Genomic DNA, 26,939 nt, shown 5'->3' with positions numbered 1-26,939 from the left:
GGACACCTGATGCTGCTGAGCCTGCGCGATGTCATCAAGACGTATCCGGCCAGTTCGGCAGCCGTGCTGCGTGGTGTCTCCCTTGATCTCGGACGCGGCGAGATGCTCGCCCTGACGGGCGAGTCAGGCTCGGGCAAGAGCACGCTGCTGCATCTGATCGGCGGGCTGGACACGGCCGATGAAGGCGTGGTCGCGGTCGACGGCATTGATCTGACGCCGTTGGACGATGCAGGGCGCGCGGCCATCCGCCGCGGCAAGGTCGGCGTGATCTTTCAGCAGTTCAACCTGATCCCTTCGCTGACAGTGGCGGCGAACATCGCGTTCCAGGCGCGGCTGGCCAGTCGCCACGACAAGGAGCGCGACGAGGGGCTGATCGACCGCCTGGGGCTGCGCGAGCATCTGCACAAGTACCCCGAGCAGCTCTCCGGCGGTCAGCAGCAGCGGGTTGCCATCGCTCGCACGCTTGCACCGCAGCCGGACCTCGTGCTGGCCGACGAGCCGACCGGCAACCTGGACGAAGCGACGGCAGACACCGTTCTGACCGTTCTGCAGGACCTGGTCGCGCAGACCGGTGCCGGCCTCATCCTGGTGACCCATTCCCAGCGGCTGGCCGCGCGCCTGCCGCGCCGGTTGCACCTGCAGGGAGGGCGCCTGGCGTGACCGGCGTGATCCTGTCCGCGCTGGCCTCGCACTGGCGGCGGAGTCCGCTGCAACTGCTGACGCTTCTGCTCGGGCTGGCCTTGGCAACGGCGCTGTGGTCCGGCGTGCAGGCGATCAATGCCGAGGCCCGGGCCAGCTATGCCAGCGCGGCCGGGACCCTGGGCGAGGGTCAGTTCGCGCAGATCATGGCCAGTGACGGCAGCCCCCTCCCCCAGCAGACCTATACCGCCCTGCGGAGGGCTGGCTGGCTGGTCTCGCCGGTGATCGAGGGGCGCTTCGGGCCGGTGCAGATCGTCGGGCTGGAGCCTCTGACGGCACCGGGCGGGCTCGGACCGGTCAGCGTCGACGGCGGCGGGGACCTCGCTGCCTTCCTCTCGGGATCGGGACAGATCTTCGCCAGGGCAGACACGCTTGCGCGGTTGCCTGACACGGGCGTGCCGGGGGTCGTCGCGCCGGATGTGGCACCCGATACGGCAATTACGGATATCGGGCTGGCGCAGCGCCTGCTCGACCGCCCGGGTCAGATCGACCGCATGGTCGTGCTTCCGGATCAGCCGGTGACCCGGCGCCCGCTGGCGGAGGTTGCCCCCGGTCTGCGGCTGGCCGCGCCGCAGGATGGAGGGGACGTCGCGCAGCTGACGGACAGCTTCCACCTGAACCTGACCGCCTTCGGCCTTCTGTCCTTCGCCGTGGGGCTCTTCATCGTGCATGGGGCCATCGGATTGGCCTTCGAGCAGCGCCGGGCCATGGTGCGGACGCTGCGGGCGCTGGGCGCACCGCTGCAGCGGCTGATCCTGGTCATGGCGGTGGAACTGGCGGTTCTGGCCCTGGTTGCGGGCACGATCGGCGTCGCGTTGGGCTATGTCATCGCGGCCGCGCTTCTGCCCGATGTGGCAGCGACCCTGCGCGGGCTCTACGGCGCCGAGGTGTCCGGGCAGATGACGCTGCGCCCGACCTGGTGGCTCTCGGGGCTGGCCATCGCGCTGGTCGGAACGGCCGTCGCCGCCAGTGGCGCGCTGTGGTCGCTGGCCCGGATGCCGCTGCTGGGCGGGGCGCATCCGCGCGCCTTCAGCATGTCGCACCGCCACCGGGGAAAGTCGCTGCTGGCGTTGGCCCTGCTTCTCGCGGCCGCTGCTATGGCGGTCTGGGGGAAAGGGCTCATGGCCGGCTTCGTCATGTTGGGCGCCCTGCTGATTGGGGGCGCCCTGACCCTGCCGCCATTGCTGACCCTGCTGCTTGCCTCGGCCGAGAAGCGCGCGAAGGCGCCGGTGACGCAGTGGTTCTGGGCCGACACCCGCCAGCAGGTGCCGGGCCTGTCGCTGGCGCTGATGGCGCTGATGCTGGCCATGGCGGCGAATGTCGGCGTCTCCACGATGGTGTCGTCGTTCCGGCTGACCTTCGTGGGCTTTCTGGATCAGCGGCTCGCGTCGGAGCTTTATGTCAGGGTCGAGGATCCCGCCCAGGCCGCCGCCATCATCGCGGCCGCAGCCGATCATGCCGATGCGGTACTGCCGCTGCTGAGCGCGGATCTCGAGATTGCCGGCAGGCAGGCGGAGATCCTCGGCGTGCGCGACCATGCCACCTATCGCGACAACTGGCAGTTCCTGCGCGCATCGCCGGATGTCTGGGACCGGCTGGCGGAGGGTGACGGGGTGCTGGTCAACGAACAGATGTACCGACGGGCCGGTCTGGATCTGGGTGCGGACGTGGCGCTCGGCCAAGGTGTCAGCCTTCCTGTGCTGGGCATCTATGGCGACTACGGCAACCCCGCCGGGCAGGTGATCGTGACCGAGGACCTGTTCCGCAGTCTCTTCCCCGACGTGATTCCCCAACAGTTCGGGCTTCGCGTCGACCCGGATCAAGTCACGACCCTCCGAGACCGCCTCCGCGACGAGGCGGGCGTTCCGGTAAGCGCGATGATCGACCAGGCCGCGGTCAAGGCCGCCTCTCTGGCCATCTTCGAGCGCACCTTCACCGTCACGACGGCGCTGAACGTGCTGACACTGGCCATCGCGGGCTTCGCCATCCTGATGAGCCTGCTGACGCTCGCCGGCATGCGGTTGCCGCAACTGGCGCCGGTCTGGGCACTGGGGCTGACCCGGCGCAGGCTGGCCGCGCTGGACCTGCTGCGCACCCTGCTGCTCGCCGCGCTGACTGGCGCGGTGGCCCTGCTGCTCGGGTTGGCCCTCGCTTGGGCGCTGCTGGCGGTCGTCAATGTCGAGGCCTTTGGCTGGCGGCTTCCGATGTATCTCTTTCCGCTCGACTACCTGAGGCTGGGACTGCTGGCCCTGCTGGCGGCGGCGGTGGCGGCGCTGTGGCCCGCCTGGCGGCTGTCGCGCACGCCGCCAGCGCAGCTGCTGGGGGTTTTCCGCAATGAACGCTAGGATCGTGGCCGCTCTTCTGCTTCTTCCCATGGCCGCGCAGAGCCAGGGCTTCGCCGGTCTGGGTACAGAGGCGCAGGACTTCGCGCGGCCGGTCCCGGAGCGAGCGCTGGAATTTCCGGCCGACCACGGACCCCATCCGGATTACCGGATTGAGTGGTGGTACCTGACCGCCAACATGACCGGCCCGGACGGCACCTCCTACGGCCTGCAATGGACGCTGTTCCGCTCGGCCTTGGCGCCGCGCGACGGTGAAGGATGGGAGACGCCGCAGCTTTGGATGGGACACGCGGCCGTCACAACGCCCGAGGCGCATCACGTGGCCGAGCGCCTGGCGCGGGGCGGCGTCGGACAGGCGGGGGTGCAGGCCGACCCGTTCCTCGCCTGGATCGACAATTGGGCCATGGAAGGCCCGGACTTCGACAATCTCCGCCTGACCGCCTCCGGAAGCGACTTCGCCTACGACGTCGAGCTGCGCGCGGCCGGGCCGCTGGTCCGGCACGGGCAGGACGGCTACTCGGTCAAATCCGCCGCCGGGCAGGCCAGCTACTACTACTCGCAACCCTTCTTCGAGCTGTCGGGGACGCTGACGCTACCGGCAGGGGATGTGCCTGTCACCGGCGCCGCATGGCTCGACCGGGAATGGTCGTCGCAGCCTTTGGCCGAGGATCAGCAGGGCTGGGACTGGTTCTCCCTCTCCTTCGACAGCGGCGACAAGCTGATGGGCTTCGTTCTGCGCGGCAGCACGGATTACACCTCCGCCACCTTGATCGCCGCCGATGGGCAGGCCACCGCCCTGGCAGATGGTGAATTCGCCGCAAACCCTCTGGAATGGCACAACGTGGCGGAGCGGCAGGTGCCGACGACGTGGCAGGTCAGCCTGCCGGCAGAGGGTGTCGACGTGACAGTGACGGCGCTCAATCCCGATGCCTGGATGCAGACCTCGGTGCCCTACTGGGAGGGGCCGGTCACCGTCACCGGCAGCCACAACGGCGTCGGATACCTAGAGATGACCGGCTACGATTGAGCGCAATCTTTGCGCCGGGTCACCGAGAACCGCGGTCGGTTCTCCGGCGAGGTGACAGTCTGCTTCGCATGCGGAGCCGCGCAAAGCGGCACGTCGCCGCACAGGCCAGACCGTGTCACAGGCTGCTTGGCGAAAGTCGAAGACCAGAGACTCTGTCATTCTCGACCCACCTCTTCTCCCCAAGGCCTGACCGACTGCCCGCCGAAGATCACCTGGCGCGGCAGCTGGAAGATGAAGTAGGGGTTCAGCGACGGCAGCGCGCTGGCCTCGTCCAGCCGGGCCTGCTGCTCCGGAGACAACGTGACCTGAAGCGCGGCGATGTTGGCCGTCACCTGTTCCGCCCGGCTGGCGCCCATCAGCAGCGTACTGACCCCCGGCCGCGACAGGACCCAGGCCAGCGCCGCCTGCGCCAAGGGCACGTCCAGCTCGACCGCCACCTGGCGCAGGACGTCCACGACCCCGAAGTTCCGCTCAGTGAAGAGCATGCCGCCATAGGGGTTGTCGCCGCTCAGCCGGTCGCTCTTGCCCGTGTCCGCATCCATCGCGCGGTCGGGCACGGCCGAGGCGCGGCCCGCTTCGGCCAGCATCTCGCGGCCGTACTTGCCGGTCAGCAGGCCGCCGGCCAGCGGGCTCCATGGCATGATCCCAAGGCCGAAATGCGCGGCCATCGGCGCGAGGTCCAGCTCGACCCCGCGTTCGATCAGCGACCAGGCGTTCTGCAGCCCGATCGGCCCCGGCAGACCCTGCGCCGCGGCCAGCGTGGCGATCTTGGCGACATACCAGGCCGGCGTGTTGGAAAAGCCGTAGTAAAGAATCTCGCCGCGCGCGACTGCCGCGGCCAGCGTCCGCAGCACCTCCTCGGGCGGGGTCGTGCGGTCCCAGACATGCACCCAGTAGAGGTCGATCCGATCCGTCCCGAGGCGCCGCAGCGAGCCCTCGATGCCGAGGCGGATGTTGATCGCGCCGTTCCCGCCATGCAGCGGATGGTTCGAGCGGGCAAAGCCGGACTTGGAGGACAGCACCAGCCGGTCGCGCAGCCCGCTGTCCTTCACGAACTGGCCCAGCATCCGCTCGCTCTCGCCGCCGCTGTAGACGTCGGCCGTGTCGATGACGTTGCCGCCGGCCGTCACATAGGCGTCGAAGATGCCGCGCGCCTCGGCAAGATCGCTGCCCCAACGGCCGGCGCCGAAGGTCATGGTGCCAAGCGTCAACGGGCTGACGATCAGCCCTGATTGGCCGAAGCTGCGGTAGTCGGTCATCTGCATGGATGATGCTCCTGGGTGCGGTGATAGGACGAACCTAAGGCCGCGCGGCCCGCCGCATTAGCCGCTTCCGGCTGCATGAGCCTGTGAGTATGCTTCACGAATGATCCGGCAGAACCTCAACGATCTGGCAGCCTTCGCGGTCATCGCGCGCACGCGCAGCTTCACGGCGGCGGCGGCGGAACTGGGCGTGTCCCCCTCGGCCCTCAGCCATGCGATGCGGGGGCTGGAGGCGCGGCTGGACCTGCGACTACTGGCGCGGACCACCCGCTCGGTCGCGCCGACCGAGGCGGGGCTGGCGCTGCTGAGCCGCCTGGCCCCGGCGCTCGCGCAGATCGATGCGGGGCTGGAGGCGCTGGCGGACTGGCGCGACGCGCCTGCAGGCACGGTGCGCGTGACAACCTTCCACTGGATCGCTTCGACGGTGCTGGCGCGCAAGCTGCCGGGGTTTCTGGGCCGTCATCCCGGCATCACCGTCGAGGTGAACGTGGATGACGGCCTGCGCGACATCGTCGCCTTGGGCTTCGACGCCGGCATCAGGCTGGGCGAGAGCGTCGAGCGCGACATGATCGCCGTGCGCATCGGCCCGCCCCTGCGCACCCTCGTCGTGGCGACGCCCGGCCATTGGGACGCCCACGGACGGCCGTCGCATCCGCGCGATCTGCTGGCCCATCCCTGCATCACCTACCGCAACCTCGGCAGCGGGACAATGATGCCGTGGGAGTTCGAGAAGGACGGCCGGGAGCTGCGTCTTCAGGTGCGGGGGCCGCTGGTGTGCAACTCCTCCGACCTGGCGCTGGCCGCGGTGCGGGCGGGCTGCGGCGTCGGCTGGACGATGGCAGAGGATGTCGCGGACGATCTCGCCTCCGGTCGGCTGGAGCAGGTGCTGGACGAGTGGTCCCAGCCCTATCCTGGCGCCTTCCTCTACCACCCGAGCCGCAGGCAGGTCCCGCCGCCCTTGCGGGCGTTGATCGCGTATCTCAGGCAGTAGAAGGCTGGCCGGGCGGTCTTTGCTCCGAAGCCGGGTCTAGGTGCCCGGCCGGAGGCTCGCCTTCTGCCCGCGCCACAGGATGAAGAGGCCCGACAGCACGATCAGCCCCGACCCCACCAGCATCCCGAGCGTCAGCGTCTCGCCGAAGACTGCGATCCCCAAGGCCGTCCCGAACAGCAGCCGGGTGTAGCGGAACGGCGTGACGGCCGACACATCGCCTGTCCGCATCGCCTTCATCAGGCAGGAATAGGCGCCGATGCCGATCAGGACGATCCCGACCAGAAGCACGGCTGCACGCGCATCCGGCCACCGGAACGCCGCGCCCTGCCAGACGGAGAACAGCAGCCCCGCGACCGCCAGCGCAAGGAAGCCGTAGAGGCCGAGGATGGCGGTGCTCAGGCTGCGGGGCGCGGCGCGGCTGGCAAGATCGCGCCCCGCAAAACCCAGCATGCCCACCAGCGCCAGAAGCGACAGCGCCGAGAAGCCCTCGGTCCCCGGCCGCAGGATGATCATGACGCCGAAAAGGCCGAGGCCGATGGCCGTCCACCGCCTCCAGCCCACGCGCTCGCCGAAGATCAGCGCGGCCGAGGCCACCACGACCAAGGGCGTTGCCTGCAGGATGACCGTCGCGGTGGACAGCGGGATCAGCGCCAGCGCCAGCACGTAGAACAGCCGCCCCGTGATCTCGAACAGCACGCGGATGCGCATGGCGGGCGCGAACACGTCGGGCGCAACGAGCGCGTCTCCCTGCCGCAGCGCGATGCCTGCGAAGATGGCCGCGCCGCCCAGGCCGAAGAGGGTCAGGATCTGCCCGACGGGAAGAAGATCCGAGACGGCCTTCACCAGCGCGTCCTCGACCGCGAAGGCCGCCATCGCCGCGATCATCCAGGCGGCACCGACGATGTTGCGGCGATGAGCGGGGTCTGTTGTCATGGCCATCTTCCCCATCGTCGCTGCAGAGCCCGCGCATATGCCAACCTGCCGGCATGCGCAAACCTCTACGAGCACCGCCTGAGCCGGCCGGATGCGCGCGCTGCAAGGTGCCGAGCGCGGCGCAAGCAGGCAGCTTGGGCGACGTTGGAGAGCTGCACGGTTGCCCTTGCGCAGGATGCGCATCAGGATCAGGCAAACGGTGCTTAAAGGACTGCCTCCGATGAGCCAAGAGGTCCGCGCTGCCTTCAACGAACAGGGCCGAGCCTGCGCACGGCTCGGCTCGCCCTTCATGGCGCGCCTCATGCCGCTCATCGGGCAGCGCTTGTCCGCCGACTCTCTGGTCGGCGCGCGCTGCCTGTCATGGAGTGGCGAGCCCGGACCTTCCGGGGATTCGGTGCCGCTTCGTCTTGGCGGAGCGCTGCACGGACTGGTTCTCGACGGCACTGCCCCTTCGCTCGCGTCCGCCTATCCGCCGACAGTGGCGAGCGATGATGCGCTCTGGGCGGAGGTGGAGCGCGCTCTCCACCTTCACCAGGAGCGCATCCTGGCATGGCTTGAGCGCCCACCGCAGACCAACGAGGTGAGGCGAGCAGCAGCGGTCATCGCAGGCATCTGGTGGGCCCTTGGGCAAGTGGGGCAACGTCCGGTCGTGCTGTCCGAACTGGGGGCGAGCGCGGGACTGAACCTGCAACTGGATCGCTTCTCCGTGATGGTGGACGGCGCGACGCATGGCCCGGCGGGCAGCATCGTCGACCTGCGGCCCGAGTGGCGGGGGCCTGGTCGTCCCGAACCCTGTCCCATCAAAGTCGCGGATCGCCGCGGCGTTGATCTGTCCCCTCTCGACGCGTCGGACCCGGCGGACGCGCTGCGGCTTCAGGCTTACATCTGGCCTGACCAGCCGGAACGCCTGGCGCGGACACGCGCCGCGATGACACTTGTGTCCGCGCCTCCGGATGCCGGGGACGCAGCACCCTGGCTTGAACGACGCCTCGCCGAGGCGACACCCGGGATGCTGCACGTGGTCTACACGACCATCGCGGCGCAGTATTTTCCTGAAGCCACGCAAGCTGCCATCGCCCATAGCCTTGCGAGGGCGGGTGCCTCTGCCACGGCTGACGCGCCGCTCCTGCACCTGGCCCTGGAAGCTGACGGGGAGACGCCCGGCGCAGGCCTGAGCGCCACGCTCTGGAGCGGCGGCGAGCCGAAGCAGTCGCGGCTTGGTCGGGCGGACTTCCACGGCGCCTGGATCTCTTGGTCGCCGCAGGCCGCGGGCAGCCCTGTTCAGTCTGCAACTACTGCGTGACGGAACAATGACCGGCGCCGATCAGAAGCCGCAAGGCTGTGCCCATGGCGACGGTTTCCTGCGCGACATGCGGCGTGGCAGTGTTCCCCAAGGGTTGCGATGGCGCGCGATCAGAGCCCGTTGGCTTTGGCGATGTAGTCCGGCAGATGCGGCACGAAGTCTTCCGGGCCATCCCCTCCCGTTGCCATCGCCAGCGCGAAGGCGTTTTTCACGGCGCTGGCCATAGGGGTCGCGACGGCAGAGCCGTTCGCCATGGACTCGACATAGCGCATGTCCTTGTAGGCGTTCCCCAGCGTGAACTTGTGCGCGTCGCGGTTGCCGGTCAGCGCGTAGTCCATGAAGGTCTGGTAGAAGCCGCAATCCATCCGGCCGCCGCGAATGACCTGGTCGAAATCGGCAACCGGTATGCCGACCTTGCGCGACAGGGCCAGCGCCTCGGAATAGAGCGCGGCATAGCCGAGCGACAGGAAGTTGTTCAGCAGCTTCATCTTGTGGCCATCGCCGACCCCGCCGATATGCACGATCTTGGCGGCCCAGGTGGCGATGATCGGCTGGACCTGCGCAAAGCCAGCCGCGCTGGCGCCGACCATGCAGTCCAGCGTGCCGGCCCAGGCCTCCTTCGGAGTGCGCGACAGGGGCGCGTCGATCAGATCGACGCCGATCTCGGCCAGTTCGGCCGCAAGGCGCAGCGTGACGGTCGGATCCGAGGTCGAGCAGTCGACCACCACCGCGCCCTTCGCGAGGCCCGGCTTCATGGCGGCGACCGCCTCCGCCACCTCGGGCGATCCGGTCAGGCACATGAGGATGACGGTCGAATTGCGCGCAAGGTCCTCGAGCGATGCGGCCTCGACGGCGCCGCGCGCGACCAGATCCTCGACCGCTTCGCGGCGCCGATGCGCGACCACGGTCAGCGGGTGGCCCTTCTCGACGATGTTCTTCGCCATGCCATGACCCATCAGGCCCAGTCCCACAAAGCCAACCTTCTCTTGCGTCATGGTCATTCTCCGGATGCGTCTGGATGGGGCGCAATGGCCGCGCCCAGGCGAGACTGCCGCATCGGCAAGGTCATGTCGATCCATCCAGGTCCCGATGGCGCATCGAACAGACACGGCGATTTCGGGCGCGGAGGCCTGCAAAAGGCGGTAGGGCTGGTCCCGCCGGGCTATCAACGGCCGCCGGACGATCTGAAGGCAGGAGAAGCACCATGACCAGACGCATCATCTTCACGGGCGGCACCGGCAAGGCCGGCCGCCATGCCGTGGCCCATCTGCTGACGAAGGGCTACAAGGTCCTGAACGTCGATCTGAAGCCCCTCGAGCTTGCGGGGGTGAACACGCTGATCACGGACATCACCGACAGCGGCCAGGTCTTCAACGCCTTCACCACGCATTTCGGGTTTGACGGCTACGAGGACGGCGTCCCGCCCCAGGCCCCCGATGCCATCGTGCATTTCGCCGCCGTGCCGCGGGTGATGATCCACCCCGACAACACCACCTTCGCGCAGAACACCGTCGGCACCTACAACGTGGTGGAGGCGGCGATGAAGCTGGGCGTGCGCAAGGTGATCATCGCCAGTTCCGAGACCACCTACGGCGTCTGCTTTGCCGAGGGCGACAAGGACTACCACGCCTTCCCGCTGGAGGAGGATTACGACAGCGACCCGATGGACAGCTACGGCCTGTCCAAGGTCGTCAACGAGAATACCGGCCGCGCCTTCGCGATGCGCTACGGGGCCGATGTCTACGCCCTGCGGATCGGCAACGTGATCGAGCCGCATGAATACGCCAACTTCCCCGGCTACCTGGCCGACCCGATGAGCCGCAAGCGCAACGCCTGGAGCTATATCGACGCGCGCGATCTGGGCGAGATCGTACATCTATGCCTGCAGAAGGACGGGCTCGGCTACCAGGTCTTCAACGCGGTGAACGACACCATCACCGCGACGCTGCCGACGGCCGAGTTTCTGGCGAAGTATGCACCGAACACGCCGGTCACCCGGCCGATGAGCGCGCATGAGGCGCCGCTTTCCAACCGCAAGATCCGCGAGGTGCTGGGATTTCAAGAAGCGCATCCATGGCGGAACTACGTGAACGTCTGATCCGACTGGTCAGGGCGACGCGGGAGATGCTCCGGTTGAGCGACGAGGCAACATCCCGCGCACGCGGCCTCTTCAGATGCCCGACCTGTCTCGTGGTGACCTGACGAGACAGCCCACCTTGAAAGCCGCACCGCACGGGGCTTTCAGCCTGTCACAGAGGCAGCGGACCCGTCATGCCGCTGGCCTCCAGGTCCCATCGTGCCGACCATCCTCCCGCGCCACGTTCCAGCACGAGATAGTTCCGCTCGGCGACATAGCGGGCGGACTGCCCGGGCAGCGGCCTCGTCCGGATGGGATGGCCGCGCAGCGGGTCCTCTCCCAGACTGGCCAGCGCGCCGAGGAACCGGGCCCAGCCCTTCGGCGGCGCGCGATGGGCGATGCCCGAGGCCACCAGCTGGTTCAGGTGGCGGCCCTCGCCCAGGTCCATCACCGCGCGGGTCGCAAGGTGGATCTCGCCCGAGAGTGAGGTCAGGTCGTGCCTGTCATGTTCGACCATGTCGCGGACCAAGGCCAGCATACGCCGCCACTCGTCGCGATGCGCCCGGCTCTGCCACTGGTCGCGCAGGTCGTCCTCGTATTTCTGCATGCGCGGAACGGCGATCATCAGCGTCTCCAGCACCGACAGCCGCGGCCCCAGCAGGGGGACGCTGGACATCAGCAGCGTGTGGCCCGGGGTGCGGCGCGCGGCCTCGGCCTCCATCATCGCCCAGCCTCCCAGCCCCATGATCGCCCGCCGCGTCCGTTCCGACCGCAAATCCGGCGCCAAGATGCGCAAGCCCGGTGCATGGATGCCCCAGCCAAGTTGCCGCGCGTCAGGGTCGGCGAAACGGGCCGGCAGGTCGCCGTCGGTGGAGGCGTGCTGGAAGAGCAGACAGCTTTCCCGCGCCGCCGCGAAGAGGGTCTGACCCACTGCCGAGTGGGTCCGCGACCGGCGCAATGACCCCCATCCGTCGCAGATGTCGTGATCGTCCCACTGCATCAGCGACGGCACGCGGGCGGCCAGCCACGCCATCTCCGGCGCGGCATAGATCGCGGCGTATCGGTCGAAGAAGCCTTCGCGCAGATGGTGGCGCAGATCGGCCAGTGCGGCTTGCGATGGCTCGGGCGGCAGCCTGTCGGGCCAGTCCGCGCTGAGATCATGGCCCTGCGTGATCTCGTCGGCATAGATCTGGTCGCCGCCATGCAGCATCAGGGCGAAGGGGCGGCGTCGATGCTCGTCGCGCAGGCGTGCCCACATGGCGTTGCGCTCTGACCCTTCGCGGGCCATGTCGCCCACTTCCTCGCCGTTGCAGGAGACATAAGCGAGGCGCAGGGCGCCCGTCATGTCGCCGGCGATGTCATAGGTGGTCCCATCCCACGCATACGAGGACGATCGATCCGATGGCAGGCTGAACCGCGCGCGCCAGACAACGGCGCGGTCGAAGCGGGCCAGGCAGATGGGCGTGACCTCATCCCCCTCCAGCACGAGAGCCGGCGGGGGCGCCTCGCCCACAGGCGTGATGAACAGCGCGGACAACCGCATCCGACCCGCGTCGAGATCGTCGAGGAAGAGGACCGGGCCGATGGTGGACGTCACGTGGAAGCGCATCCCCATGAGCTATTGCGCCACCTGCCGCAACGCAATCAGGATCGCGGCATGGCGGTGAGATCACGCATGCGCTAAGGCACGCGCCCGGCATCGCCGCGCAGGCCCAGAGATCAACCTGCGGGACTCTCCGCCCGCCCGGAGGAAAGTGGGGTCTCAGGTCGAAGCGAGTTGCGCTTGAGCATCAAGCAGATGACGACCGACAGCCATCGAACGTGTGCCGCCTTGCAAACATGCAGCTATCAGCGATGCGCCAGATACTCCGCTGACACAAAGCCCGACACACTGGGCCTGTCTGTCAGGAAGACACGGCACCAGACCCTGCCGTTCCTCGGGACGCAGTTCTGACGGGTGAGGCGCGTCCCGTCGGGCAGGCCGATGATGACGGCATGTTCGAGTCCCGGACCTTTTCGAAGCTTCAGCAGGTCGTCAGGCCCCGCGCCTTGGACGACAGCACCCGAACCAACCGCGCATCCGGCGGCGAAAGTGAGAGCGAGAAGTGCGGCAAAAGGGCGTCGCATGATTGAACCTTCATCGTTTTCCACGCTTCTACGACATGATCCGACAGGATGACAGCCGCTTGCAACGATCGCCTCGCGAAGGAGGTGCCGCTTGCTTACGCCGCGAGAAGTTCTGCCTCATCATCATCCGTAACCCTGTCCGGCTCGTCCTGGCTTACGTCCTTAGCGAAGGCGGCACCTAGCGTTCCATGCGCGGCGGCCTTCCGCGTCACCGAAGAACCCAAAGCGTTGCTTGGTATCGTCCGGCCGTCTCCGGCCTTGCCGCCTTAAGGGCGCCATTGCCTCTACCTGGCTTCAGGAACAAAGCCCTCCCCCGCCGGTTCACCACCCCGAACAACCATGGAGAGCCCGATGGCCCGGACGATGAGCGCGCAGGATGTCTTCCTAGACGGGCTGCGCAACGCGCATGCGATGGAGAAGCAGGCGCTGTCCATCATGCGGCCGCAGCTGAAACGGCTGGAGCATTATCCCGAGGTCTCCGCGCTGCTGGACAAGCACATCCACGAGACCGAGGGTCAGATCGAGCGGCTCGATGAGATCCTGGCCGGCATGGATGCCTCGGCCTCGGGATTGAAGGATGCCGGGCTCTCGCTCAGCGGCAGCATGGCGGCGATGAGCCATACGCTGGCCGGCGACGAGATCCTGAAGAACAGCTTTGCCAACCACGCCTTCGAGAATTTCGAGATCGCGGCCTACACGTCCCTCATCACCATGGCCGAGTTGAGCGGCGCCAGCACGACGATCCCGGCGCTGCAGCAGAGCCTCGAGGAGGAGAAGCGCATGGCCGCCGCCATCGCCGGGGGGCTGGACGGGGTGACGCGGCGCTATGTGCAGCTGGCCGCCTCGGACGAGCGGGCCGATATCTAGGCGCGCATCCATGCCCGATGTCGACTTCCGCGAGGTGGTGATCATCGGCGCCGGCTTCGCCGGGCTGGAGGTCGCCAAGGCCCTGGGCCGCGCGGGGATCGGCGTCACGGTGATCGACCGGCGCAACCACCACCTGTTCCAGCCGCTGCTCTACCAGGTGGCGACTGCCGCCCTGTCCGCGACCGACGTGGCCGAGCCGATCCGCAGGATCCTGCGCCGCCACGCTTCGGTGCGGGTCATCTTCGGCGAGGTCAAGACGATCGACACCGAGGCGCGGCGGGTGCGCCTCAGCTGCGGGCAGGTCATCGGCTACCGGCATCTCGTGCTCGCCAGCGGCGCGAGCCACGGCTATTTCGGCCGGGACGAATGGGCGCAATGGGCGCCGGGCCTGAAGACCATCGAGGACGCGCGGCACATCCGCTCGCAGCTGCTGCTGACCTTCGAGCGGGCCGAGCGGGCGACCGACCCGGCCGAGCGCCGGCGCCTGATGGAGATCGCGATCATCGGCGGCGGGCCCACCGGGGTCGAGATGGCCGGCGCCATCGCCGAGCTGAGCCGCCACGCCCTGCTGCGCGACTTCCGCTGCATCAATCCCGGCGATGCCCGCATCACCCTGGTCGAGGCAGGACCGCGCCTGCTGGCCGGCTTCACCGAAGAGATGTCGGCCTATGCGAAGGCCCGGCTCGAGCGGCTCGGCGTCACCGTCCGCACCGGCGAGGCGGTCGAGGAGATCGGCCCCGCCGCCATCACCATCGCGGGCCGAAAGCAACCCGTCGGCGTGGTGATCTGGGCGGCGGGCGTGGCCGCCTCGCCGCTGGCGAAGCAGCTTGGCGACACGGATCGCGCGGGCCGGATCGCAGTGGACGGGACGCTGGCGGTGGCCGGCGTGACAGGGGTCTACGCGCTTGGCGACGTGGCGCTGTTCGCCGGCGCAGACGGGCGCCCCTTGCCCGGCCTCGCGCAGGTCGCCAAGCAGCAGGGCATCCATCTGGGCCGGGCGCTCGCCGCCCATCTGGGGAACGGCACGCCCCTGCCCGCCTTCCGCTACCACAGCCGCGGCAACACGGCCATCGTCGGCCGGCACGCCGCCGTCTTCGAGCAGGGCCGCTTCAAGGTGAAGGGCTGGCTGGCCTGGATGTCCTGGGCGATCATCCATGTCTACCTTCTGGTCGGCTTCCAGAACCGCTTCCTCGTCTCGATGCAGTGGCTCTGGCGCTACCTGACCTACGAGCGCGGCGCCCGCCTGATCGCCGGCGACTTCATCGAGACCGAGAACCCCAAGACCGCGCCCCTGCCCCTCGACCGGCTGCGCCAGCCGCCGGGACCGGAGGCGCAGACCATCCCGCCACAGGAGGCGGAGCATGCCAGGACGGGGGAAGATCAGCATGCGGAGAAAGCAGCGGCCCGAGCCGCTGGACCGGCTGGAGAGGGTTGAGGGCGTGGCGGCGATCCTGATCCCCCAAGGCGCTGCCTGTCGCCGGCGAGATGGAGCTGATGGACACCGACCGCACAACTTCAATGCACGAACCGCGCGATTTTGCCTTGGACAAGCGGCTGATCGCGCAGACGCCTCGCGGACTTGGCAGGTGGCGGGTCAACGCCGCCTGCATCCTCGTCTCGGTCGCGCTCCTCGGCATCGCGCGCGCCATCACCCGCTGCGCTGCGCAGCGATGAACCACATGAAAAGGAGAAGAGGATGATCCCTCCCCGACTGCATGCCACGCTGGACGCCGTTTCAGCCGCCGCCCTGGTCGCCGCCTCGGCATCCACATCCCTCCGCCCGTCCCTCCGAGGCCCGGTCGGCGCCATCGGCCTCGCCGTCGCTGCCTACTCGCTGGCGACACGCTACGACAGCGGCTCCGGCAGCCGCCCCATCCCCATGCACATCCACCGCCTGCTGGATGCCGCCCAGGGTGCCGCCTGCCTGGCCCTCGCGCGCAGGGCCGATGCGCCAGCCACCCGAGGGTTCCTGCGCGGCTACGGGCTCTTCTCGCTGGCCGCCGCCGTGCTGTCCTCGCCGCCGGGGCCACGCGGGGTCGACCTGCCGGAGGCGGCCGTCACCTCCGCCCGCGACCTCGGGCCGGACCTCGCCTATCTCCGCTGCGGCATCGTCAACGTCGCCTTCATCGGCCCCGTCGGCGCGGGCGACCGCGGCTGGTTCCTCGTGGACGCCGCCATCGCCGGCTCGGCGGCGGCCATCCGCGCGGCCGCCCGCAAGCGCTTCGGCAATGCGCGCCCGGCAGCGATCCTGCTCACCCACGGGCATTTCGACCATGTCGGCGCGCTCGCAGAGCTGGCGCGGCATTGGGACGTTCCAATCTACGCCCACCCGGACGAGCACCCCTTCCTGACCGGCCAGCGCGCCTATCCCCCCGCTGCGCCCGAGGTCGGCGGCGGCGCCATGTCCGAGCTGTCCTGGCTCTTCCCGCGCAAGCCGCTGGACGTCTCGGACCGGCTGCGGCGCCTGCCGCAGGACGGCAGCATCCCCGGCCTGCCCGACTGGCGCTGGCTGGCAACGCCCGGACATAGCCCCGGCCACGTCTCGTTCTGGAACGAGGGCCGCAGGACACTCGTCGCCGGCGATGCCGTGGTGACGACGCAGCAGGAGTCGCTGCTCGGCTCGGTTTTCCCGAAGGGTCGGCTGCAGGGCCCGCCAGCCTACTTCACGCCGGACTGGCAGGCCGCCAGCGACTCGGTCCGCCGTCTTGCGGAGCTTCGGCCGCACCTGGTCCTGACGGGACACGGTCCCGCGGTGCACGGGCCCGAGGTCCAGAACGGGCTGACAATGCTGTCGCACCAGTTCTTGCAACGCGGCCTGCCTGTTGAAAGCCGTTACCTCGATTGACTCTGACGCGGTGCGGCAGATGGGCGTGACGGAGCCGACCTATGACCGCTGGCGCGAGTGTGCTGCAGTCGCTCAGCCCATCCGACCGCCGCGCCTGCCGCACTTCGGGCCAGTTTTCCGAGCCCAGACGCCGATCCTCACTAAGAGGACCAAGAAGAAAATCACGGTGGCGGTGGCCATAACGATCTCCATGAACGCGACATCGTTTAACGTCTTAGAAGTTGCGGCCGCTGCCCATCGGTCACACCGAAAGCGCCGGACGGAGGCTGGCGTAGCGCGGCGCCCGTGCGTCGCCGAAGTAGCGGGCCATAGCCGTCTCAACTGTCGCCCCACCAGTCGTCGTCGCCGTCGACGGTGAACCGGCCGGCCCGAATATCGGCCAGAGTCACGCCCTCCAACTGAATATGCGGCCTCTCCCAGCTCAGAGGCTCCATGTCGTGCTGCTCAGCCAGCTTGTGGAGCTGCTTCCACCAGTCGCCGCGCGCCTCGGTCGTCCCAGCTCCACTGGCCGTTCTCCAGTGCAACAAAGTCGGCAGCCAACCCATACTGATGATAAGACTGCCAAGCGTCAGCGTTGGTGATCTTCGCACCGCGGCGCGAGCGACCTTGGGTATTAAGGTAGGCCTGACGCTCCGGTGTCCGGTAGGCCTCGAAGACGCGCAACGGGCTCCCGTCCGTGCTGTCGCACTTGACTATGCGGGGCGTCAGCGCGGGTTCCGGCCCCGGCAGCGACGCGATCGGCGTTGCTTTGGCCGACACCGTCCTGCGAGCCCATGGCGGCGTTCTTCGGCTGCGCAACCTTGGTGAGGTCGGAGCGGTAACCGGGTTCGAGGTCACGATCTTCCTGCCATCCGCCGAAGGCCGCGCCAATGATGCCGGAGCGGGCCCCGCCTCGGCGCTGGCCGACAGCGCGGTCACCTTCGAGATCAAGACCAAGTCGGCGGTTCTTTTCCCGATCAGCGCATCTTGAAGATACGGGCTGACTCTCTGTCGGAGTTGAACAGCGATCGATTGCTGACGGCGAATTAGCTTCCGTCATTCGAGATCGACATGGGAGCATTGGTGGCGCCGCCGTCGAACGTCTCAAATCTCGGGCGGGCTGACCAGTTGTCGTTGAGGTTCTCATCCGACAGGAGACTCGGGTCCGGGTCCGGGTCCGGGTCCTGCAGTCGCTCAGGCCGCTCGCCGTTGGGCAGCACTTTCCTCAGGTGATCGTGAACGACCTGTGCGGTGAACGGCTTGGTGATGAACTCCGCGCCAGGAGGCATAGTCTCAGGTGCAGGCGTCGCTGCTCCTGAGGCGATGAGGATGCGGATGTCAGGCCAGTCGCGCGCGCACTGGCGAGCAAGATCGAACCCGGTCAGCGAGCCCGGCGGCATGTGAACGTCGCTGAACAACAGGCGGATGTCCCCGCCATGTTCGTGAAGAACATCCAGTGCCTTCTCGGCTGTGGCTGCATCATAGCACCGGAACCCCGCTTCCTTGAGAATTTCGCAAGCTTCCAGCCTGATCAGCACGTCGTCTTCTGCAACTAGGGCGCAGGGGGCGGTGGCGTTCAACATGCAATCATCCCGTTGGCGGCACGGACGAAGGTTTCAATCGGTCTATTGTTCCTGATGCTCTGCTAAACTTCGTGACGATGTGCTCTCGCCGAGGCAAGCAGACAGAGCTAGTCGATGCAGACCCTCACCGGGTGGGCACCGAGAGACTGAATGTTGTCGTGCCGTCCTCGCAGTTGACCGAGAGGATTCCGCCGTGAGCCAGCGCAATCGAGGCGGCAATGTGGAGGCCTAGGCCGAGGCCGGCAGCATCTGATGTTTTGCCGCGCAGGAACGGTTGAAACATGGCCTGCCGGGTCTCCTCGGGAATGGCCTCGCCCTGGTTCGCGACTGCGAGCGTCAGCTCGCCGTCTCCGCTGCGCCCCCGGACCGTGACCGGCGTGCCCGGCGCGCCATGCGTGATCGCGTTCGAGACGAGGTTCGAGACCGCCTGCGCCAGCCGCGCCGCGTCGCAATTTGTCGGTCCCGCAAAGTCGAGATCCAGCTTGATCCGGTGTTCGGGGGCCGAGATGCGGATCTCGTCGACGACATGGGTGATCGCTTCGGCTAGCGGAGCGTCTGGCTGGGCGAGGATGCTGATCCCGCCTCCGAGGCGTGATTTCGCGTGCAGCATCATGTTCTCGACCAACTCGTGCATCCGCTGCAGCGAAGCTCGCATCAGGCTCAGAAGCTGCCGCCCGCGGTCGGTCACGGGTTCGTTCTCCAGCCGCCGGACTCCCGCCTTGAGCGCGGCCACGGGGTTGCGCAGGTCATGGCCGAGGATCGCGGTGAACTCCTCCTGGATCCGGGACAGCTTGCGCTCCTGCTCGACCAACCGCTCCTGCGCCTCCAGCCGCTCTTCAGTCTCGAGCGAGCGGCCGATGAGCTCCGCGAACATCTGCAGCATCGCGACAGTGCGCGGGTTCGCGATGTCCTTGGCCTCGGGGTCGATGGCGCAGAGCGTTCCGAAGAAGCTGCCATCGCCGCGGAAGATCGGGACCGAGGTGTAGCTGACGATCCCGAAGGCGGTCGCGATCGGATGGTTGCGATAAAGCCGGTCCGAGCCGACATCCCCGAAGATGATCATTTCGGAGGTCTCACGGACGGTCTGGCAGAAGGTCGAGCCGATCTCGATCTCGTCGCCTTCGCGGATGTTGAAATCGATCTCGTCGACGGTGCGGCAGGCGATCCAGCGGTCTGCCGTGACGCGGGCGACGCCGGCAAAGCGCATCCGCGTGGCAAGCATCACCGTCTCCAGAATGGTGCCGACCAGGGTGCTGCCGGCTAGGCGCTCGATGTCCGCCTGGAAGTCGTGTTCACCGGCGAGATAGGCAGCGTGATCCTGGATTGCGACTTTCCTATCCTGTCCCATCGGCCTTATCCCAACTGGTCCGCGTGTCGGCGCCCAGCCTTATAGAGGCGGGCGGGACAGCGATAGAGGCCGCGCACGCTTCAGACGCTTGAGACGGGCGCGCCGGAGGCGTTAAGGTCTGCCGACTGACCGAAGACCGACCAAGCGGTGAAGCGGGACAGCTTTTCAGCGATGAGCGTGGCAGCGAGGGGGTTCCTGCAATTGTGCAGGCCCGGTGTCCAGATGGCGATCGAGGCCTGTCCCGGCACGACCGTCAACACCCCGCCGCCGAAGCCGGACTTGCCGGGGATCCCCACGCGGAAGGCGACGACGCATATCAGCTGAAAAAGTTGAACGGCATGTTCGTTCTCGGTTTCCGATCGAGAAATGGTCTCCTCCAGGCATCTGTCAACGATCGCCGAAATAGCCGGCCCCAGAAAATGGTCCGACCACATGTTTGCGACAAAGCCAACGTAACAGGACGGATCGATTGGCCCCGAGTAAACTGTCTGCGCTTGCTACTCGACCGTCCGCCTTGAGTCTGGCCGGCCGAATTGGTTTCAAGAAGGGGTGGCAAAGCTGCAACTGCAGTGAACGGCAAGTCCGTCCCGCAGAGCAGACTCCGCTTGGTCCATTGCACTGCGGCAAGCACGAACGTCCCGTCTTAGGATGTTGCAAGGCAGCACCCGACAGGGGCCGACCGGCCGGGGTTGGCTGCTCGTGCTGTGCGGGCCGAATTTCAACCACCGTGATCGACCTGAAGCTGCTTATTAGCTGAGCTCCGCAACCTCCCGCAGTTCTTCTGCCGTGGCGCTGCGGAAGCCGAAGAACTCCAAGTATGCCGGGATCTGCTCGAAGAGCATGTCCGTTCCCACCTGAAAGCGGCAGCCGCGATCGCGGGCGGCGGCAAGGAAGGGGGTGATCTCGTGCTTCATCACCACCTCACCGACGAAGGTTGAGGCCGCGATGCGGCTTACATCCATCGGCAGCAGGTCGCCCTCGGACATGCCAAGTGGCGTCGCATTCACCACCACGTCGAACCCGTCCGGATCGTTTGAGCCGGTGGTGACGGCCAGCGCCGGGTAGTGCTGGCGTAGGCGAGCGGCGAGGGCTTCGGCCGTTGGCGCGTGGAAGTCGTGAACGGCCAACTCGCGCAGGCCCGCTGCTGCCAGAGAGGCCGCGATTGCCGAGCCGACGCCGCCGGCGCCGACGACCAGCGCCCGCGCGCCGTCCAGCACGACGCCCTTTCTCAGCGCGCCGCGCACGAAGCCCTCGCCGTCGAACATGTCGCCGATCAGCCGGCCGTCTGGCGCCAGCCGGATCGCGTTGCAAGAACCTGCCACACGGGCCGTGGTGCTTGCCTCATCCAGCAGCGCCATTGTTGTGACCTTGTGCGGCATCGTCACCAGCGCGCCGTGAATATTCGACAGGCGGAAGACCAGGCGCAGGAAGTCGGGGTAATCCTCGGCCTTGCAGCCCATCGGCACGACGACAGCGTCGATACCGTGGCGGGCAAAATAGGGATTGTAGATCATGGGCGCGCGGAAGGATTCGGTCGGGAAGCCGAGATGTGCGATGAGCCGGGTCTTGCCAGTAATCACGGAAAGGGTCCTTGTTGGGTGATCAGCCGGCATAGCCGAAGAGGCGCGGCAGGAAGAGCACGATGTCCGGCACCAGGATCATCACCAGAAGCGCGCAGATGAGGACCGCAAGGAAGGGCAGCACCTCGAGGATGATGTCGCGCAGCGGGATGCCGGCGACGGCGTTGATGACGAAGAGAAGGATGCCGTAGGGCGGCGTGATCAGGCCGATCATGCAGTTCACCACGATCACCACGCAGAAATGCACGAGGTCGATCCCGAGGAGGTTGCAGGTCGGGATGAAGAGCGGGACGATCACCAGAATGATCGTCGTCGCGTCCAGAAGGCAGCCCAGCAGAAGGATGAAGACGTTGACCGCCAGCAGGAACATCAGCGGCGAGATGTTCACCTCGACCAGATAGGCGGCCAGCGCCGAGGGGATGTTCTCGGAAGCGACGATGTAGTTGAGGATCAGCGCGCCGCCGATCACGATGCCCACCGCGGCTGAGGATCGCGCGCTGTCCACGAGGATGCAGTAGAGGGTGCTGAGCTTCAGCGCCCGGTAGAAGAACACCGACAGCAGCAGCGCATAGGCGGCGGCGACCGCGGCGGCCTCGGTCGGCGTGGTGACGCCCCCGTAGATGCCGTAGAGCAGGATCGCCGGCATCAGCAGCGCCGGGAAGGCGCGGCCGGTGACGCGCGGCAGGTCGCGCATCGCGACGGGCGGCTCGGTGAAAAAGCCGCGGCGATGCGCGCTCCACCAGTTCATCGCCATGAGGACGACGCCCATGAAGAGGCCGGGCAGGATGCCCCCCATGAAGAGCGCGCCGATCGAGGCGTTCGAGACGAGCGCGTAGAGCACCATCGGGATCGAGGGCGGGATGATCGGCCCGATGGTGGCCGAGGCCGCCGCCAACGCGGCGGCGTAGCCTGCGGGGAAGCGGCCGTCCTTGCGCATCATGTCGATGATGATGCGCCCGATCCCCGCGGCATCCGCCACGGCCGAGCCGGACATGCCCGAGAAGATCAGCGAGGACATGACGTTCACATGCCCCAGCCCGCCCTTGAAGCGGCCCACGGTCGCCACGCAGAAGGCCAGCAGCCGCTCGGAGATCGTGCCGGCGTTCATGATGTTCGCTGCCACGATGAACAGCGGCACCGCCAGCAGCAGGAAGCTCTGGTAGATCCCGTCCACCAGCACCCGGCCGACGATGCCGGGCGAGGAGCCGACGGCCAGCATGTAGCCAATGGAGGCGACGATGATCGCATAGGCGATGGGCATGCCGATGCCGGCGATGAAGAAGAGCGTGCCGATGAGAACCAGAAGCTCGACGCTCATGCCCGGTCCTCCGGTGCCTTGGCCAGCTCGGGCGGCAGGACGTGGACTTCGCGGTCGGCGCCGTGGCGCAGGACCTCGCAGGCCCGCCAGAGATAGCGCAGGCCCACGGCGCCGAGGAAGAGGAAGTAGATCGAGTAGATCGGGAACATGGTGACTGGCAGGGTGGCCGAGCTGCGCATCCGCAGCAGCCGCATCCGGTCATAGGTCGGCATGATCGAGATCCAGAGCGCCGCAACGATGATCACTGCGCCTGTGATGGCCAGCACCGTCCGGGCGCGCCGGCCCACCGTGTTGTAGATGATGTCGAAGGTCACGTGGTCGTTGTCGCGGACCACGAAGGAATTGCCCCAGAAGATCGTCCAGAGCCACAGGACCAGGATGAACTCGACTGTCCAGCCGAACTGCGCGGTGTTGATCGGGCCGAAGAGCGCCGTAAACCAGCCCGATCCCGTCGCATAGCGGATGAAGATCTGCAGGATGAAGGTGCAGAAGATCGCCGCCATCATCAGCGCGGCGACCGATCCCCACGGACACGACCGTGGGCACGCTGCTGAAGGCCCAGGACCGTCACCCCTATCGGCCCGCCCATGTCCATGTCCTGGCCCACAAGCCGGGCTTCAAGACGCTGATCAACCAGACCTATGTCGACGAGACGGACTACCTGACCTCGGACGTGCAGTTCGGCGTGACCAAAGCGCTGATTGGCACGCTGGAGAAGCACAGCGCGCCGCATCCCACGGATGGCGAAGTCGGCGAATGGTTCAGCCTGACGCATACCCTGACGCTGGAGCCAGGCGAGTCTCGCCTGCCCATCCCTCCCATCAAGTGAGACTCCCATGCTGAGCGAGACGGAACGCCAGGCGGCCGCAGACGCCATCATTCAGGCCGAGCGGACGCGCCAGGTCTGCCCCCAACCCTCGAAGACCTGGCCCGCCATGACGCTGGAGGACGCCTATGACGTCCAGCGCCGATGGGCCGACACCCGCATCGCGGCGGGCGCCATTATCGTCGGCCGCAAGATCGGCCTGACCAGCCGCGCGATGCAGCAGGCCTCGAAGATCACCGAGCCCGATTACGGCGTGATCCTCGACGACGCGCTCTTCTACGACGGCGCGCGGATCAAGGCCGGCACCTTCATCAAGCCCCGGCTCGAGGTCGAGCTGGCCTTCATCATGGGCGAGGACCTGTCGGGGACCGGCTGCCAGGTCCATGACGTCCTGCGCGCGACCGAGTTCGTCCAGCCGGCGCTGGAGATCATCGACTACCGCACCGAGCTGCCGCGCCAGATCGTGGACACCATCGCCGACAACGCCGCCTTCGGCGCCATCGTGCTGGGCGGGCGGACGGTGCGGCCCTTCGACGTCAATCTGCGGTGGGTCGGCGCGACGCTGGCCCAGAACGGCGTCATCGAGGAAAGCGGCGTTTCGGCCGCCGTGATGGGCCACCCGGCGGCGGGCCTTGCTTGGCTGGTGGACAAGCTGGCCCCCTTGGGCGGCGGCTTGAAAAAGGGCGACATCGTGCTGGGAGGCTCCTTCACGCGGCCGGTCGATATCGCCTCGGGCGACGTGATCTTCGCCGATTTCGGGCCGCTCGGCGCCATCGGCGTCGCCTTCGACTGATACGTCTTTCGCAACCCCGAACCGGAGCATCCCCGATGGACCTGCCGAAAAACGCCCTCAAGGCCGCCCTGCGCGAGGGCCGCGTCCAGATCGGGATCTGGAGCTCCTTCGCCGATCCCCAGGTCGCCGAACTGCTGGCCGGTTGCGGCTATGACTGGATGATGTTCGACACCGAGCATTCGCCCTTCGGCGCGCCCGAGGTGATCGGGCTTCTGCGCGCCGTTGCGCCCTACCCGGTCACAGCGGTGGTGCGGCCCGGCTGGAACAACCCGGTCGAGATCAAGAAGTTGCTGGATGCCGGCGCGCAGACGCTGCTGATCCCCTATATCCAGAACACCGAAGAGGCCCGCGCCGCCGTTTCGACCGTGACCTATCCGCCCAAGGGCATCCGCGGCGTCGCCGGAATCACCCGCGCCACGCGCTATGGCACCGTTGCGGACTACGCCGAACGCGCCAATGACGAGATCTGCCTGCTCCTTCAGGTCGAGACGCGCGAAGCGCTGGACAATCTGGACGAGATCGCTTCCGTGGAGGGCGTGGACGGCATCTTCTTCGGCCCGGCCGACCTCGCCGCCAGCCTCGGCCATCCCGGCAAGGCCTCGCATCCTGAGGTGAAGGAGGCCATCCTCGGCGGGATCCGCCGTCTCGCCGCGCAAGGCATACCGTCCGGCATCCTCTCGCTGGACCAAGCCTTCCTGCAGGAAGCCAAAGCTGCAGGCGCGCTCTTCATCGCCGTGGACGTCGACAGCGGCCTTCTGCGCCGCGCCGCCGTTGCGCGCCGGGCGGAATGGGCATGACGGGCGCGGCGCCGTCAGGCGTCTTGCGCGCCGCGCTGAACCTCAACAACGCCGCGCTCGTGCACAAAGCGGGAGACAGCTACACCGGCCTCGCACCAGACCTCGCCCGCCGCATCGCCGATGCGACGGGGCGGCAGCTGCGCTTCGTGGATTACTCGAACGCCCGCGCCATCGTCGAGGACACAGCTCAGGCCTGGGATATCGCCTTCCTCGCCATCGACCCGTCGCGCCTCGACCGGCTGGCCTTTAGCAAGCCCTACCACCGCGTCGAGGCAACCTTCCTCGTCCGCGCCGACCAGCTGGCCTCATCCTGCAGCGAGGTATTGGCCGGTGAGGATCGGATCATCAGCGCCAAGGGCGCAGCCTACCACTCGCCCTTGGCGGTCGAGGTCGGAGGCGATCGGCTGATCGTCGCGGAGTCCCCTGCCGAGGCGGCGGAACTGTTCCGGCAAGGCCATGGCGATGCCTTGGCCGGCATCAGGGAGACGCTCGGAAAGGCGGGCCAAGCAAACCGCGTTCTCCCCGATGTCTTCGCGCGAATTGAACAAGCCGTCGCGGTTCCCATCGGCGCTTCAGATCTGATGCGGCAGATCGAGCTATGCATGCAGGACTTCAATGCGTGCAACAGAAGGATGGCCTGATGCGCTGCGTCTGCTCACATCCGGACGGACCGCCCGGGGCCGCTTTGCCGCTGGACGAGGCGCGGCTGCGCGCCGACCTGATTGCGGGGCGGGACGCATGAAGACCTCGATCGCGACTGTCTCCGTGTCGGGAACCCTGCCGACCAAGCTGGCGGCCATCGCCGCGGCAGGCTTCGACGGGATAGAGATCTTCGAGCAGGACTTCCTCGCCTCGGACTTCACGCCGGCCGAGGTCGGGCGCATGGTGCGCGACCACGGGCTCGAGATCACGCTCTTCCAGCCCTTCCGCGACTTCGAGGCCCTGCCCGAGCCGCACCGCGCCCGCGCCTTCGCCCGGGCCGAGCGCAAGTTCGAGCTGATGAACCAGCTGGGCACCGACCTGATGCTGGTCTGCTCGACCGTCCATCCCGCCGCGATGGGGGGCATCGACCGCATGGCGCAGGATTTCCGCGACCTGGGCGATCTGGCCGGGGAGCATGGCGTCCGCGTGGGCTTCGAGGCGCTGTGCTGGGCCGGCACGTCTTCGACCACCGCGACGCGTGGGAGGTGGTGCGCCGCGCCGACCACCCCCAGGTCGGGCTGATCCTCGACAGCTTCCACACGCTGGCCCGCCGGATCGACCTCGACACGATCCGCGCCATTCCGGGAGACCGGATCTTCTTCGTCCAGCTGGCCGACGCGCCCGCGATCCCGATGGACCTCCTCTACTGGTCGCGCCATTTCCGCAACATGCCCGGCGAGGGCGATCTGGACGTCACCGGCTTCATGCGCGCGGTGGCGGCGACGGGCTATGACGGACCACTCAGCCTCGAGATCTTCAACGACCAGTTCCGCGCCGGCCTGCCGCGCATGGTCGCGCAGGACGGGCATCGCAGCCTGATCGCGCTGATGGACGCGGTGCGCCGGGCCGAGCCTGCCCTTGCGCCCGCCGCCCTGCCGCCCCCCGTTCCGGTCGGCCGCGTCGAGTTCATCGAATTCGCCACCACCCCGGCCGAGGCCCCCGCGCTGGAGGCGCTGCTTGCGACCGCCGGCTTTGCGCGGGCGGGGGCGCATGTGTCCAAGCCCGTGACGCTCTGGCGGCAGGGCCGCGCGAACGTGCTGGTGAACACCGGCGAGGCGGGCTTCACCCACAGCACCTACCTGACCCACGGCACCACGGTCTCTGAGATCGCGCTGATGGTGCCGGATGCTCAGGCGGCCTTCGCCCGCGCCACGGGCCTTCTGGCCCAGCCCCATGGCGAGGAGCCGGCCGCGGGCGAGCTGCGGATCCCGGCGATCCGCGGCGTCGGCGGCAGCGTGCTGCGGCTTCTGGACGAGGGCGCGGACCTTGCCGGCATCTGGCAGGTGGACTTCGCCGCCTCCCCCGCGGAGCTTGGCGCCGGGATCACCGGCATCGACCATATCGGCCAGACCATGGCCTATGACGAAATGCTCAGCTGGTCGCTCTTCTACACGGCGATCTTCGACGCCCGAAAGGCGCCGATGGTGGACGTGGCCGATCCCGACGGGCTGGTGCGCAGCCAGGCGATCCGCGCGGGTGGCCTGCGGGTCACGCTGAACGGCGCCGAGGCGCGCCACACCCTCGCCGGCCGCTTCATCGA

The 26,939-nt window shown here is 67.8% G+C and carries 27 protein-coding genes and 1 pseudogene; 16 read left to right on the top strand and 12 right to left on the bottom strand.

Annotated elements, in window-relative coordinates; genetic code table 11:
• Nucleotides 1–9: 9 nt before the first annotated feature.
• From BLP73_RS12065 to BLP73_RS12055, 3 genes are read left to right on the top strand one after another with little or no spacing between them, the layout of a single operon-like run.
• Nucleotides 10–660, top strand: a complete 651-nt coding sequence (locus BLP73_RS12065) for an ABC transporter ATP-binding protein (protein ID WP_175453345.1) — start codon at nt 10–12, stop codon at nt 658–660.
• Nucleotides 657–3,044 carry an ABC transporter permease gene (locus BLP73_RS12060; RefSeq protein ID WP_090744732.1) on the top strand — a complete coding sequence of 796 codons (2,388 nt, stop codon included), beginning with the start codon at nt 657–659 and terminating at the stop codon, nt 3,042–3,044. Before BLP73_RS12065 ends, BLP73_RS12060 begins: the two co-directional genes overlap by 4 nt.
• On the top strand, nt 3,034–4,068 hold the full coding sequence (locus BLP73_RS12055) for a lipocalin-like domain-containing protein (protein ID WP_090744728.1): 1,035 nt from the start codon (nt 3,034–3,036) through the stop codon (nt 4,066–4,068). Before BLP73_RS12060 ends, BLP73_RS12055 begins: the two co-directional genes overlap by 11 nt.
• A gap of 155 nt (nt 4,069–4,223) precedes the next feature.
• Here BLP73_RS12055 and BLP73_RS12050 read toward each other — a convergent pair whose 3' ends face one another.
• Nucleotides 4,224–5,333, bottom strand: coding sequence for an aldo/keto reductase (locus BLP73_RS12050; protein ID WP_090744724.1), 1,110 nt, complete (start codon nt 5,331–5,333; stop codon nt 4,224–4,226).
• 100 nt (nt 5,334–5,433) lie between these two features.
• Between BLP73_RS12050 and BLP73_RS12045 the strand changes: the two genes are divergently transcribed.
• Nucleotides 5,434–6,321 (top strand): LysR family transcriptional regulator, encoded by an 888-nt coding sequence (locus BLP73_RS12045; protein ID WP_090744721.1) that lies wholly within the window; start codon nt 5,434–5,436, stop codon nt 6,319–6,321.
• A 36-nt stretch (nt 6,322–6,357) separates the two neighbouring features.
• Here BLP73_RS12045 and BLP73_RS12040 read toward each other — a convergent pair whose 3' ends face one another.
• On the bottom strand, nt 6,358–7,260 hold the full coding sequence (locus BLP73_RS12040; protein WP_425415690.1) for a DMT family transporter: 903 nt from the start codon (nt 7,258–7,260) through the stop codon (nt 6,358–6,360).
• Between the two features lie 214 nt (nt 7,261–7,474).
• Here BLP73_RS12040 and BLP73_RS12035 point away from each other — a divergent pair, with 214 nt between their 5' ends.
• The gene (locus BLP73_RS12035) at nt 7,475–8,557 is read left to right on the top strand and encodes a DUF2332 domain-containing protein (protein WP_090744718.1); all 1,083 of its coding nucleotides are present in this window, start codon (nt 7,475–7,477) and stop codon (nt 8,555–8,557) included.
• A gap of 110 nt (nt 8,558–8,667) precedes the next feature.
• Here BLP73_RS12035 and BLP73_RS12030 read toward each other — a convergent pair whose 3' ends face one another.
• Complete coding sequence (locus BLP73_RS12030) at nt 8,668–9,636, bottom strand: NAD(P)-binding domain-containing protein (RefSeq protein ID WP_139165954.1); 969 nt, start codon at nt 9,634–9,636, stop codon at nt 8,668–8,670.
• Between the two features lie 125 nt (nt 9,637–9,761).
• Between BLP73_RS12030 and BLP73_RS12025 the strand changes: the two genes are divergently transcribed.
• On the top strand, nt 9,762–10,655 hold the full coding sequence (locus BLP73_RS12025; RefSeq protein WP_090744712.1) for an NAD-dependent epimerase/dehydratase family protein: 894 nt from the start codon (nt 9,762–9,764) through the stop codon (nt 10,653–10,655).
• Between the two features lie 151 nt (nt 10,656–10,806).
• Here the strand turns inward: BLP73_RS12025 and BLP73_RS12020 are convergent, their stop codons facing one another.
• Nucleotides 10,807–12,243 carry an alkaline phosphatase D family protein gene (locus BLP73_RS12020; protein ID WP_090745244.1) on the bottom strand — a complete coding sequence of 479 codons (1,437 nt, stop codon included), beginning with the start codon at nt 12,241–12,243 and terminating at the stop codon, nt 10,807–10,809.
• A gap of 239 nt (nt 12,244–12,482) precedes the next feature.
• Nucleotides 12,483–12,761 (bottom strand): SH3 domain-containing protein, encoded by a 279-nt coding sequence (locus tag BLP73_RS12015; RefSeq protein ID WP_090744709.1) that lies wholly within the window; start codon nt 12,759–12,761, stop codon nt 12,483–12,485.
• A 351-nt stretch (nt 12,762–13,112) separates the two neighbouring features.
• Between BLP73_RS12015 and BLP73_RS12010 the strand changes: the two genes are divergently transcribed.
• The 4 genes from BLP73_RS12010 to BLP73_RS11995 are packed head-to-tail and all read left to right on the top strand — an operon-like array spanning nt 13,113 to nt 16,473.
• On the top strand, nt 13,113–13,628 hold the full coding sequence (locus BLP73_RS12010) for a ferritin-like domain-containing protein (RefSeq protein WP_245686651.1): 516 nt from the start codon (nt 13,113–13,115) through the stop codon (nt 13,626–13,628).
• A gap of 10 nt (nt 13,629–13,638) precedes the next feature.
• Entirely contained in the window at nt 13,639–15,063 is a 1,425-nt protein-coding gene (locus BLP73_RS12005) for an NAD(P)/FAD-dependent oxidoreductase (RefSeq protein WP_090744706.1), read from the top strand.
• A 50-nt stretch (nt 15,064–15,113) separates the two neighbouring features.
• The gene (locus BLP73_RS12000; RefSeq protein ID WP_090744704.1) at nt 15,114–15,302 is read left to right on the top strand and encodes a hypothetical protein; all 189 of its coding nucleotides are present in this window, start codon (nt 15,114–15,116) and stop codon (nt 15,300–15,302) included.
• Nucleotides 15,303–15,324: 22 nt separating this feature from the next.
• On the top strand, nt 15,325–16,473 hold the full coding sequence (locus BLP73_RS11995) for an MBL fold metallo-hydrolase (protein ID WP_090744701.1): 1,149 nt from the start codon (nt 15,325–15,327) through the stop codon (nt 16,471–16,473).
• A gap of 317 nt (nt 16,474–16,790) precedes the next feature.
• On the opposite strand, the gene BLP73_RS11990 is transcribed toward BLP73_RS11995, so the two are convergent.
• Nucleotides 16,791–17,018, bottom strand: a complete 228-nt coding sequence (locus BLP73_RS11990; RefSeq protein ID WP_090744698.1) for a hypothetical protein — start codon at nt 17,016–17,018, stop codon at nt 16,791–16,793.
• Between the two features lie 203 nt (nt 17,019–17,221).
• Between BLP73_RS11990 and BLP73_RS19610 the strand changes: the two genes are divergently transcribed.
• Entirely contained in the window at nt 17,222–17,443 is a 222-nt protein-coding gene (locus BLP73_RS19610; protein ID WP_217630681.1) for a hypothetical protein, read from the top strand.
• 55 nt (nt 17,444–17,498) lie between these two features.
• On the opposite strand, the gene BLP73_RS11980 is transcribed toward BLP73_RS19610, so the two are convergent.
• The 6 genes from BLP73_RS11980 to BLP73_RS11955 form a co-directional block, all read right to left on the bottom strand.
• Nucleotides 17,499–18,035 (bottom strand): response regulator, encoded by a 537-nt coding sequence (locus BLP73_RS11980; RefSeq protein WP_090744692.1) that lies wholly within the window; start codon nt 18,033–18,035, stop codon nt 17,499–17,501.
• A gap of 124 nt (nt 18,036–18,159) precedes the next feature.
• Nucleotides 18,160–19,383, bottom strand: coding sequence for a GAF domain-containing sensor histidine kinase (locus BLP73_RS11975; RefSeq protein WP_090744689.1), 1,224 nt, complete (start codon nt 19,381–19,383; stop codon nt 18,160–18,162).
• 80 nt (nt 19,384–19,463) lie between these two features.
• The gene (locus BLP73_RS19970; RefSeq protein ID WP_090744684.1) at nt 19,464–19,817 is read right to left on the bottom strand and encodes a glutaminase; all 354 of its coding nucleotides are present in this window, start codon (nt 19,815–19,817) and stop codon (nt 19,464–19,466) included.
• Nucleotides 19,818–20,132: 315 nt separating this feature from the next.
• Nucleotides 20,133–20,963, bottom strand: coding sequence for a shikimate dehydrogenase family protein (locus BLP73_RS11965; protein WP_090744681.1), 831 nt, complete (start codon nt 20,961–20,963; stop codon nt 20,133–20,135).
• A gap of 22 nt (nt 20,964–20,985) precedes the next feature.
• Nucleotides 20,986–22,281, bottom strand: a complete 1,296-nt coding sequence (locus BLP73_RS11960) for a TRAP transporter large permease (protein WP_090744679.1) — start codon at nt 22,279–22,281, stop codon at nt 20,986–20,988.
• A complete protein-coding gene (locus tag BLP73_RS11955) occupies nt 22,278–22,787 on the bottom strand; it encodes a TRAP transporter small permease (protein WP_090744675.1) in 510 nt (169 codons plus the stop codon). The genes BLP73_RS11960 and BLP73_RS11955 overlap by 4 nt, the downstream gene beginning before the upstream one ends.
• Nucleotides 22,788–22,801: 14 nt before the next feature.
• On the opposite strand from BLP73_RS11955, the gene BLP73_RS11950 reads away from it, so the two are divergent.
• The 5 genes and pseudogenes from BLP73_RS11950 to BLP73_RS11930 all read left to right on the top strand — a co-directional run.
• On the top strand, nt 22,802–23,110 hold the full coding sequence (locus tag BLP73_RS11950; RefSeq protein WP_090744670.1) for a dioxygenase family protein: 309 nt from the start codon (nt 22,802–22,804) through the stop codon (nt 23,108–23,110).
• A gap of 7 nt (nt 23,111–23,117) precedes the next feature.
• Complete coding sequence (locus BLP73_RS11945) at nt 23,118–23,900, top strand: fumarylacetoacetate hydrolase family protein (RefSeq protein WP_090744667.1); 783 nt, start codon at nt 23,118–23,120, stop codon at nt 23,898–23,900.
• 35 nt (nt 23,901–23,935) lie between these two features.
• A complete protein-coding gene (locus tag BLP73_RS11940) occupies nt 23,936–24,697 on the top strand; it encodes an HpcH/HpaI aldolase family protein (protein ID WP_090744664.1) in 762 nt (253 codons plus the stop codon).
• Nucleotides 24,694–25,338: a transporter substrate-binding domain-containing protein gene (locus BLP73_RS11935; RefSeq protein WP_175453344.1), complete on the top strand. Its 645-nt coding sequence runs from the start codon at nt 24,694–24,696 to the stop codon at nt 25,336–25,338. Before BLP73_RS11940 ends, BLP73_RS11935 begins: the two co-directional genes overlap by 4 nt.
• Nucleotides 25,339–25,435: 97 nt before the next feature.
• Nucleotides 25,436–26,939: pseudogene (locus BLP73_RS11930) on the top strand (TIM barrel protein); the annotation flags it as partial.

Source organism: Paracoccus tibetensis, assembly GCF_900102505.1.
GTDB classification, from domain to species: Bacteria; Pseudomonadota; Alphaproteobacteria; order Rhodobacterales; family Rhodobacteraceae; genus Paracoccus; species Paracoccus tibetensis.
Note: the sequence above shows the minus strand (reverse complement) of the source record. Positions and strands in the feature narration are given on the sequence as shown.

What these genes read in the sequence shown, in the direction of transcription:
- BLP73_RS11975 (WP_090744689.1), bottom strand. Translation starts at nt 19,383, where the DNA reads ATGGGACAGGATAGGAAAGTCGCAATCCAGGATCACGCTGCCTATCTC.
- BLP73_RS12050 (WP_090744724.1), bottom strand. Translation starts at nt 5,333, where the DNA reads ATGCAGATGACCGACTACCGCAGCTTCGGCCAATCAGGGCTGATCGTC.
- BLP73_RS12025 (WP_090744712.1), top strand. Translation starts at nt 9,762, where the DNA reads ATGACCAGACGCATCATCTTCACGGGCGGCACCGGCAAGGCCGGCCGC.
- BLP73_RS11995 (WP_090744701.1), top strand. Translation starts at nt 15,325, where the DNA reads ATGATCCCTCCCCGACTGCATGCCACGCTGGACGCCGTTTCAGCCGCC.
- BLP73_RS12010 (WP_245686651.1), top strand. Translation starts at nt 13,113, where the DNA reads ATGGCCCGGACGATGAGCGCGCAGGATGTCTTCCTAGACGGGCTGCGC.
- BLP73_RS11960 (WP_090744679.1), bottom strand. Translation starts at nt 22,281, where the DNA reads ATGAGCGTCGAGCTTCTGGTTCTCATCGGCACGCTCTTCTTCATCGCC.
- BLP73_RS12045 (WP_090744721.1), top strand. Translation starts at nt 5,434, where the DNA reads ATGATCCGGCAGAACCTCAACGATCTGGCAGCCTTCGCGGTCATCGCG.
- BLP73_RS11980 (WP_090744692.1), bottom strand. Translation starts at nt 18,035, where the DNA reads ATGTTGAACGCCACCGCCCCCTGCGCCCTAGTTGCAGAAGACGACGTG.
- BLP73_RS11945 (WP_090744667.1), top strand. Translation starts at nt 23,118, where the DNA reads ATGCTGAGCGAGACGGAACGCCAGGCGGCCGCAGACGCCATCATTCAG.
- BLP73_RS12015 (WP_090744709.1), bottom strand. Translation starts at nt 12,761, where the DNA reads ATGCGACGCCCTTTTGCCGCACTTCTCGCTCTCACTTTCGCCGCCGGA.
- BLP73_RS12055 (WP_090744728.1), top strand. Translation starts at nt 3,034, where the DNA reads ATGAACGCTAGGATCGTGGCCGCTCTTCTGCTTCTTCCCATGGCCGCG.
- BLP73_RS11990 (WP_090744698.1), bottom strand. Translation starts at nt 17,018, where the DNA reads ATGGGTTGGCTGCCGACTTTGTTGCACTGGAGAACGGCCAGTGGAGCT.
- BLP73_RS11955 (WP_090744675.1), bottom strand. Translation starts at nt 22,787, where the DNA reads ATGATGGCGGCGATCTTCTGCACCTTCATCCTGCAGATCTTCATCCGC.
- BLP73_RS12030 (WP_139165954.1), bottom strand. Translation starts at nt 9,636, where the DNA reads ATGGATCGACATGACCTTGCCGATGCGGCAGTCTCGCCTGGGCGCGGC.
- BLP73_RS12000 (WP_090744704.1), top strand. Translation starts at nt 15,114, where the DNA reads ATGGAGCTGATGGACACCGACCGCACAACTTCAATGCACGAACCGCGC.
- BLP73_RS12020 (WP_090745244.1), bottom strand. Translation starts at nt 12,243, where the DNA reads ATGCGCTTCCACGTGACGTCCACCATCGGCCCGGTCCTCTTCCTCGAC.
- BLP73_RS11935 (WP_175453344.1), top strand. Translation starts at nt 24,694, where the DNA reads ATGACGGGCGCGGCGCCGTCAGGCGTCTTGCGCGCCGCGCTGAACCTC.
- BLP73_RS12005 (WP_090744706.1), top strand. Translation starts at nt 13,639, where the DNA reads ATGCCCGATGTCGACTTCCGCGAGGTGGTGATCATCGGCGCCGGCTTC.
- BLP73_RS11940 (WP_090744664.1), top strand. Translation starts at nt 23,936, where the DNA reads ATGGACCTGCCGAAAAACGCCCTCAAGGCCGCCCTGCGCGAGGGCCGC.
- BLP73_RS19970 (WP_090744684.1), bottom strand. Translation starts at nt 19,817, where the DNA reads ATGTGGTCGGACCATTTTCTGGGGCCGGCTATTTCGGCGATCGTTGAC.
- BLP73_RS12065 (WP_175453345.1), top strand. Translation starts at nt 10, where the DNA reads ATGCTGCTGAGCCTGCGCGATGTCATCAAGACGTATCCGGCCAGTTCG.
- BLP73_RS12035 (WP_090744718.1), top strand. Translation starts at nt 7,475, where the DNA reads ATGAGCCAAGAGGTCCGCGCTGCCTTCAACGAACAGGGCCGAGCCTGC.
- BLP73_RS12040 (WP_425415690.1), bottom strand. Translation starts at nt 7,260, where the DNA reads ATGGCCATGACAACAGACCCCGCTCATCGCCGCAACATCGTCGGTGCC.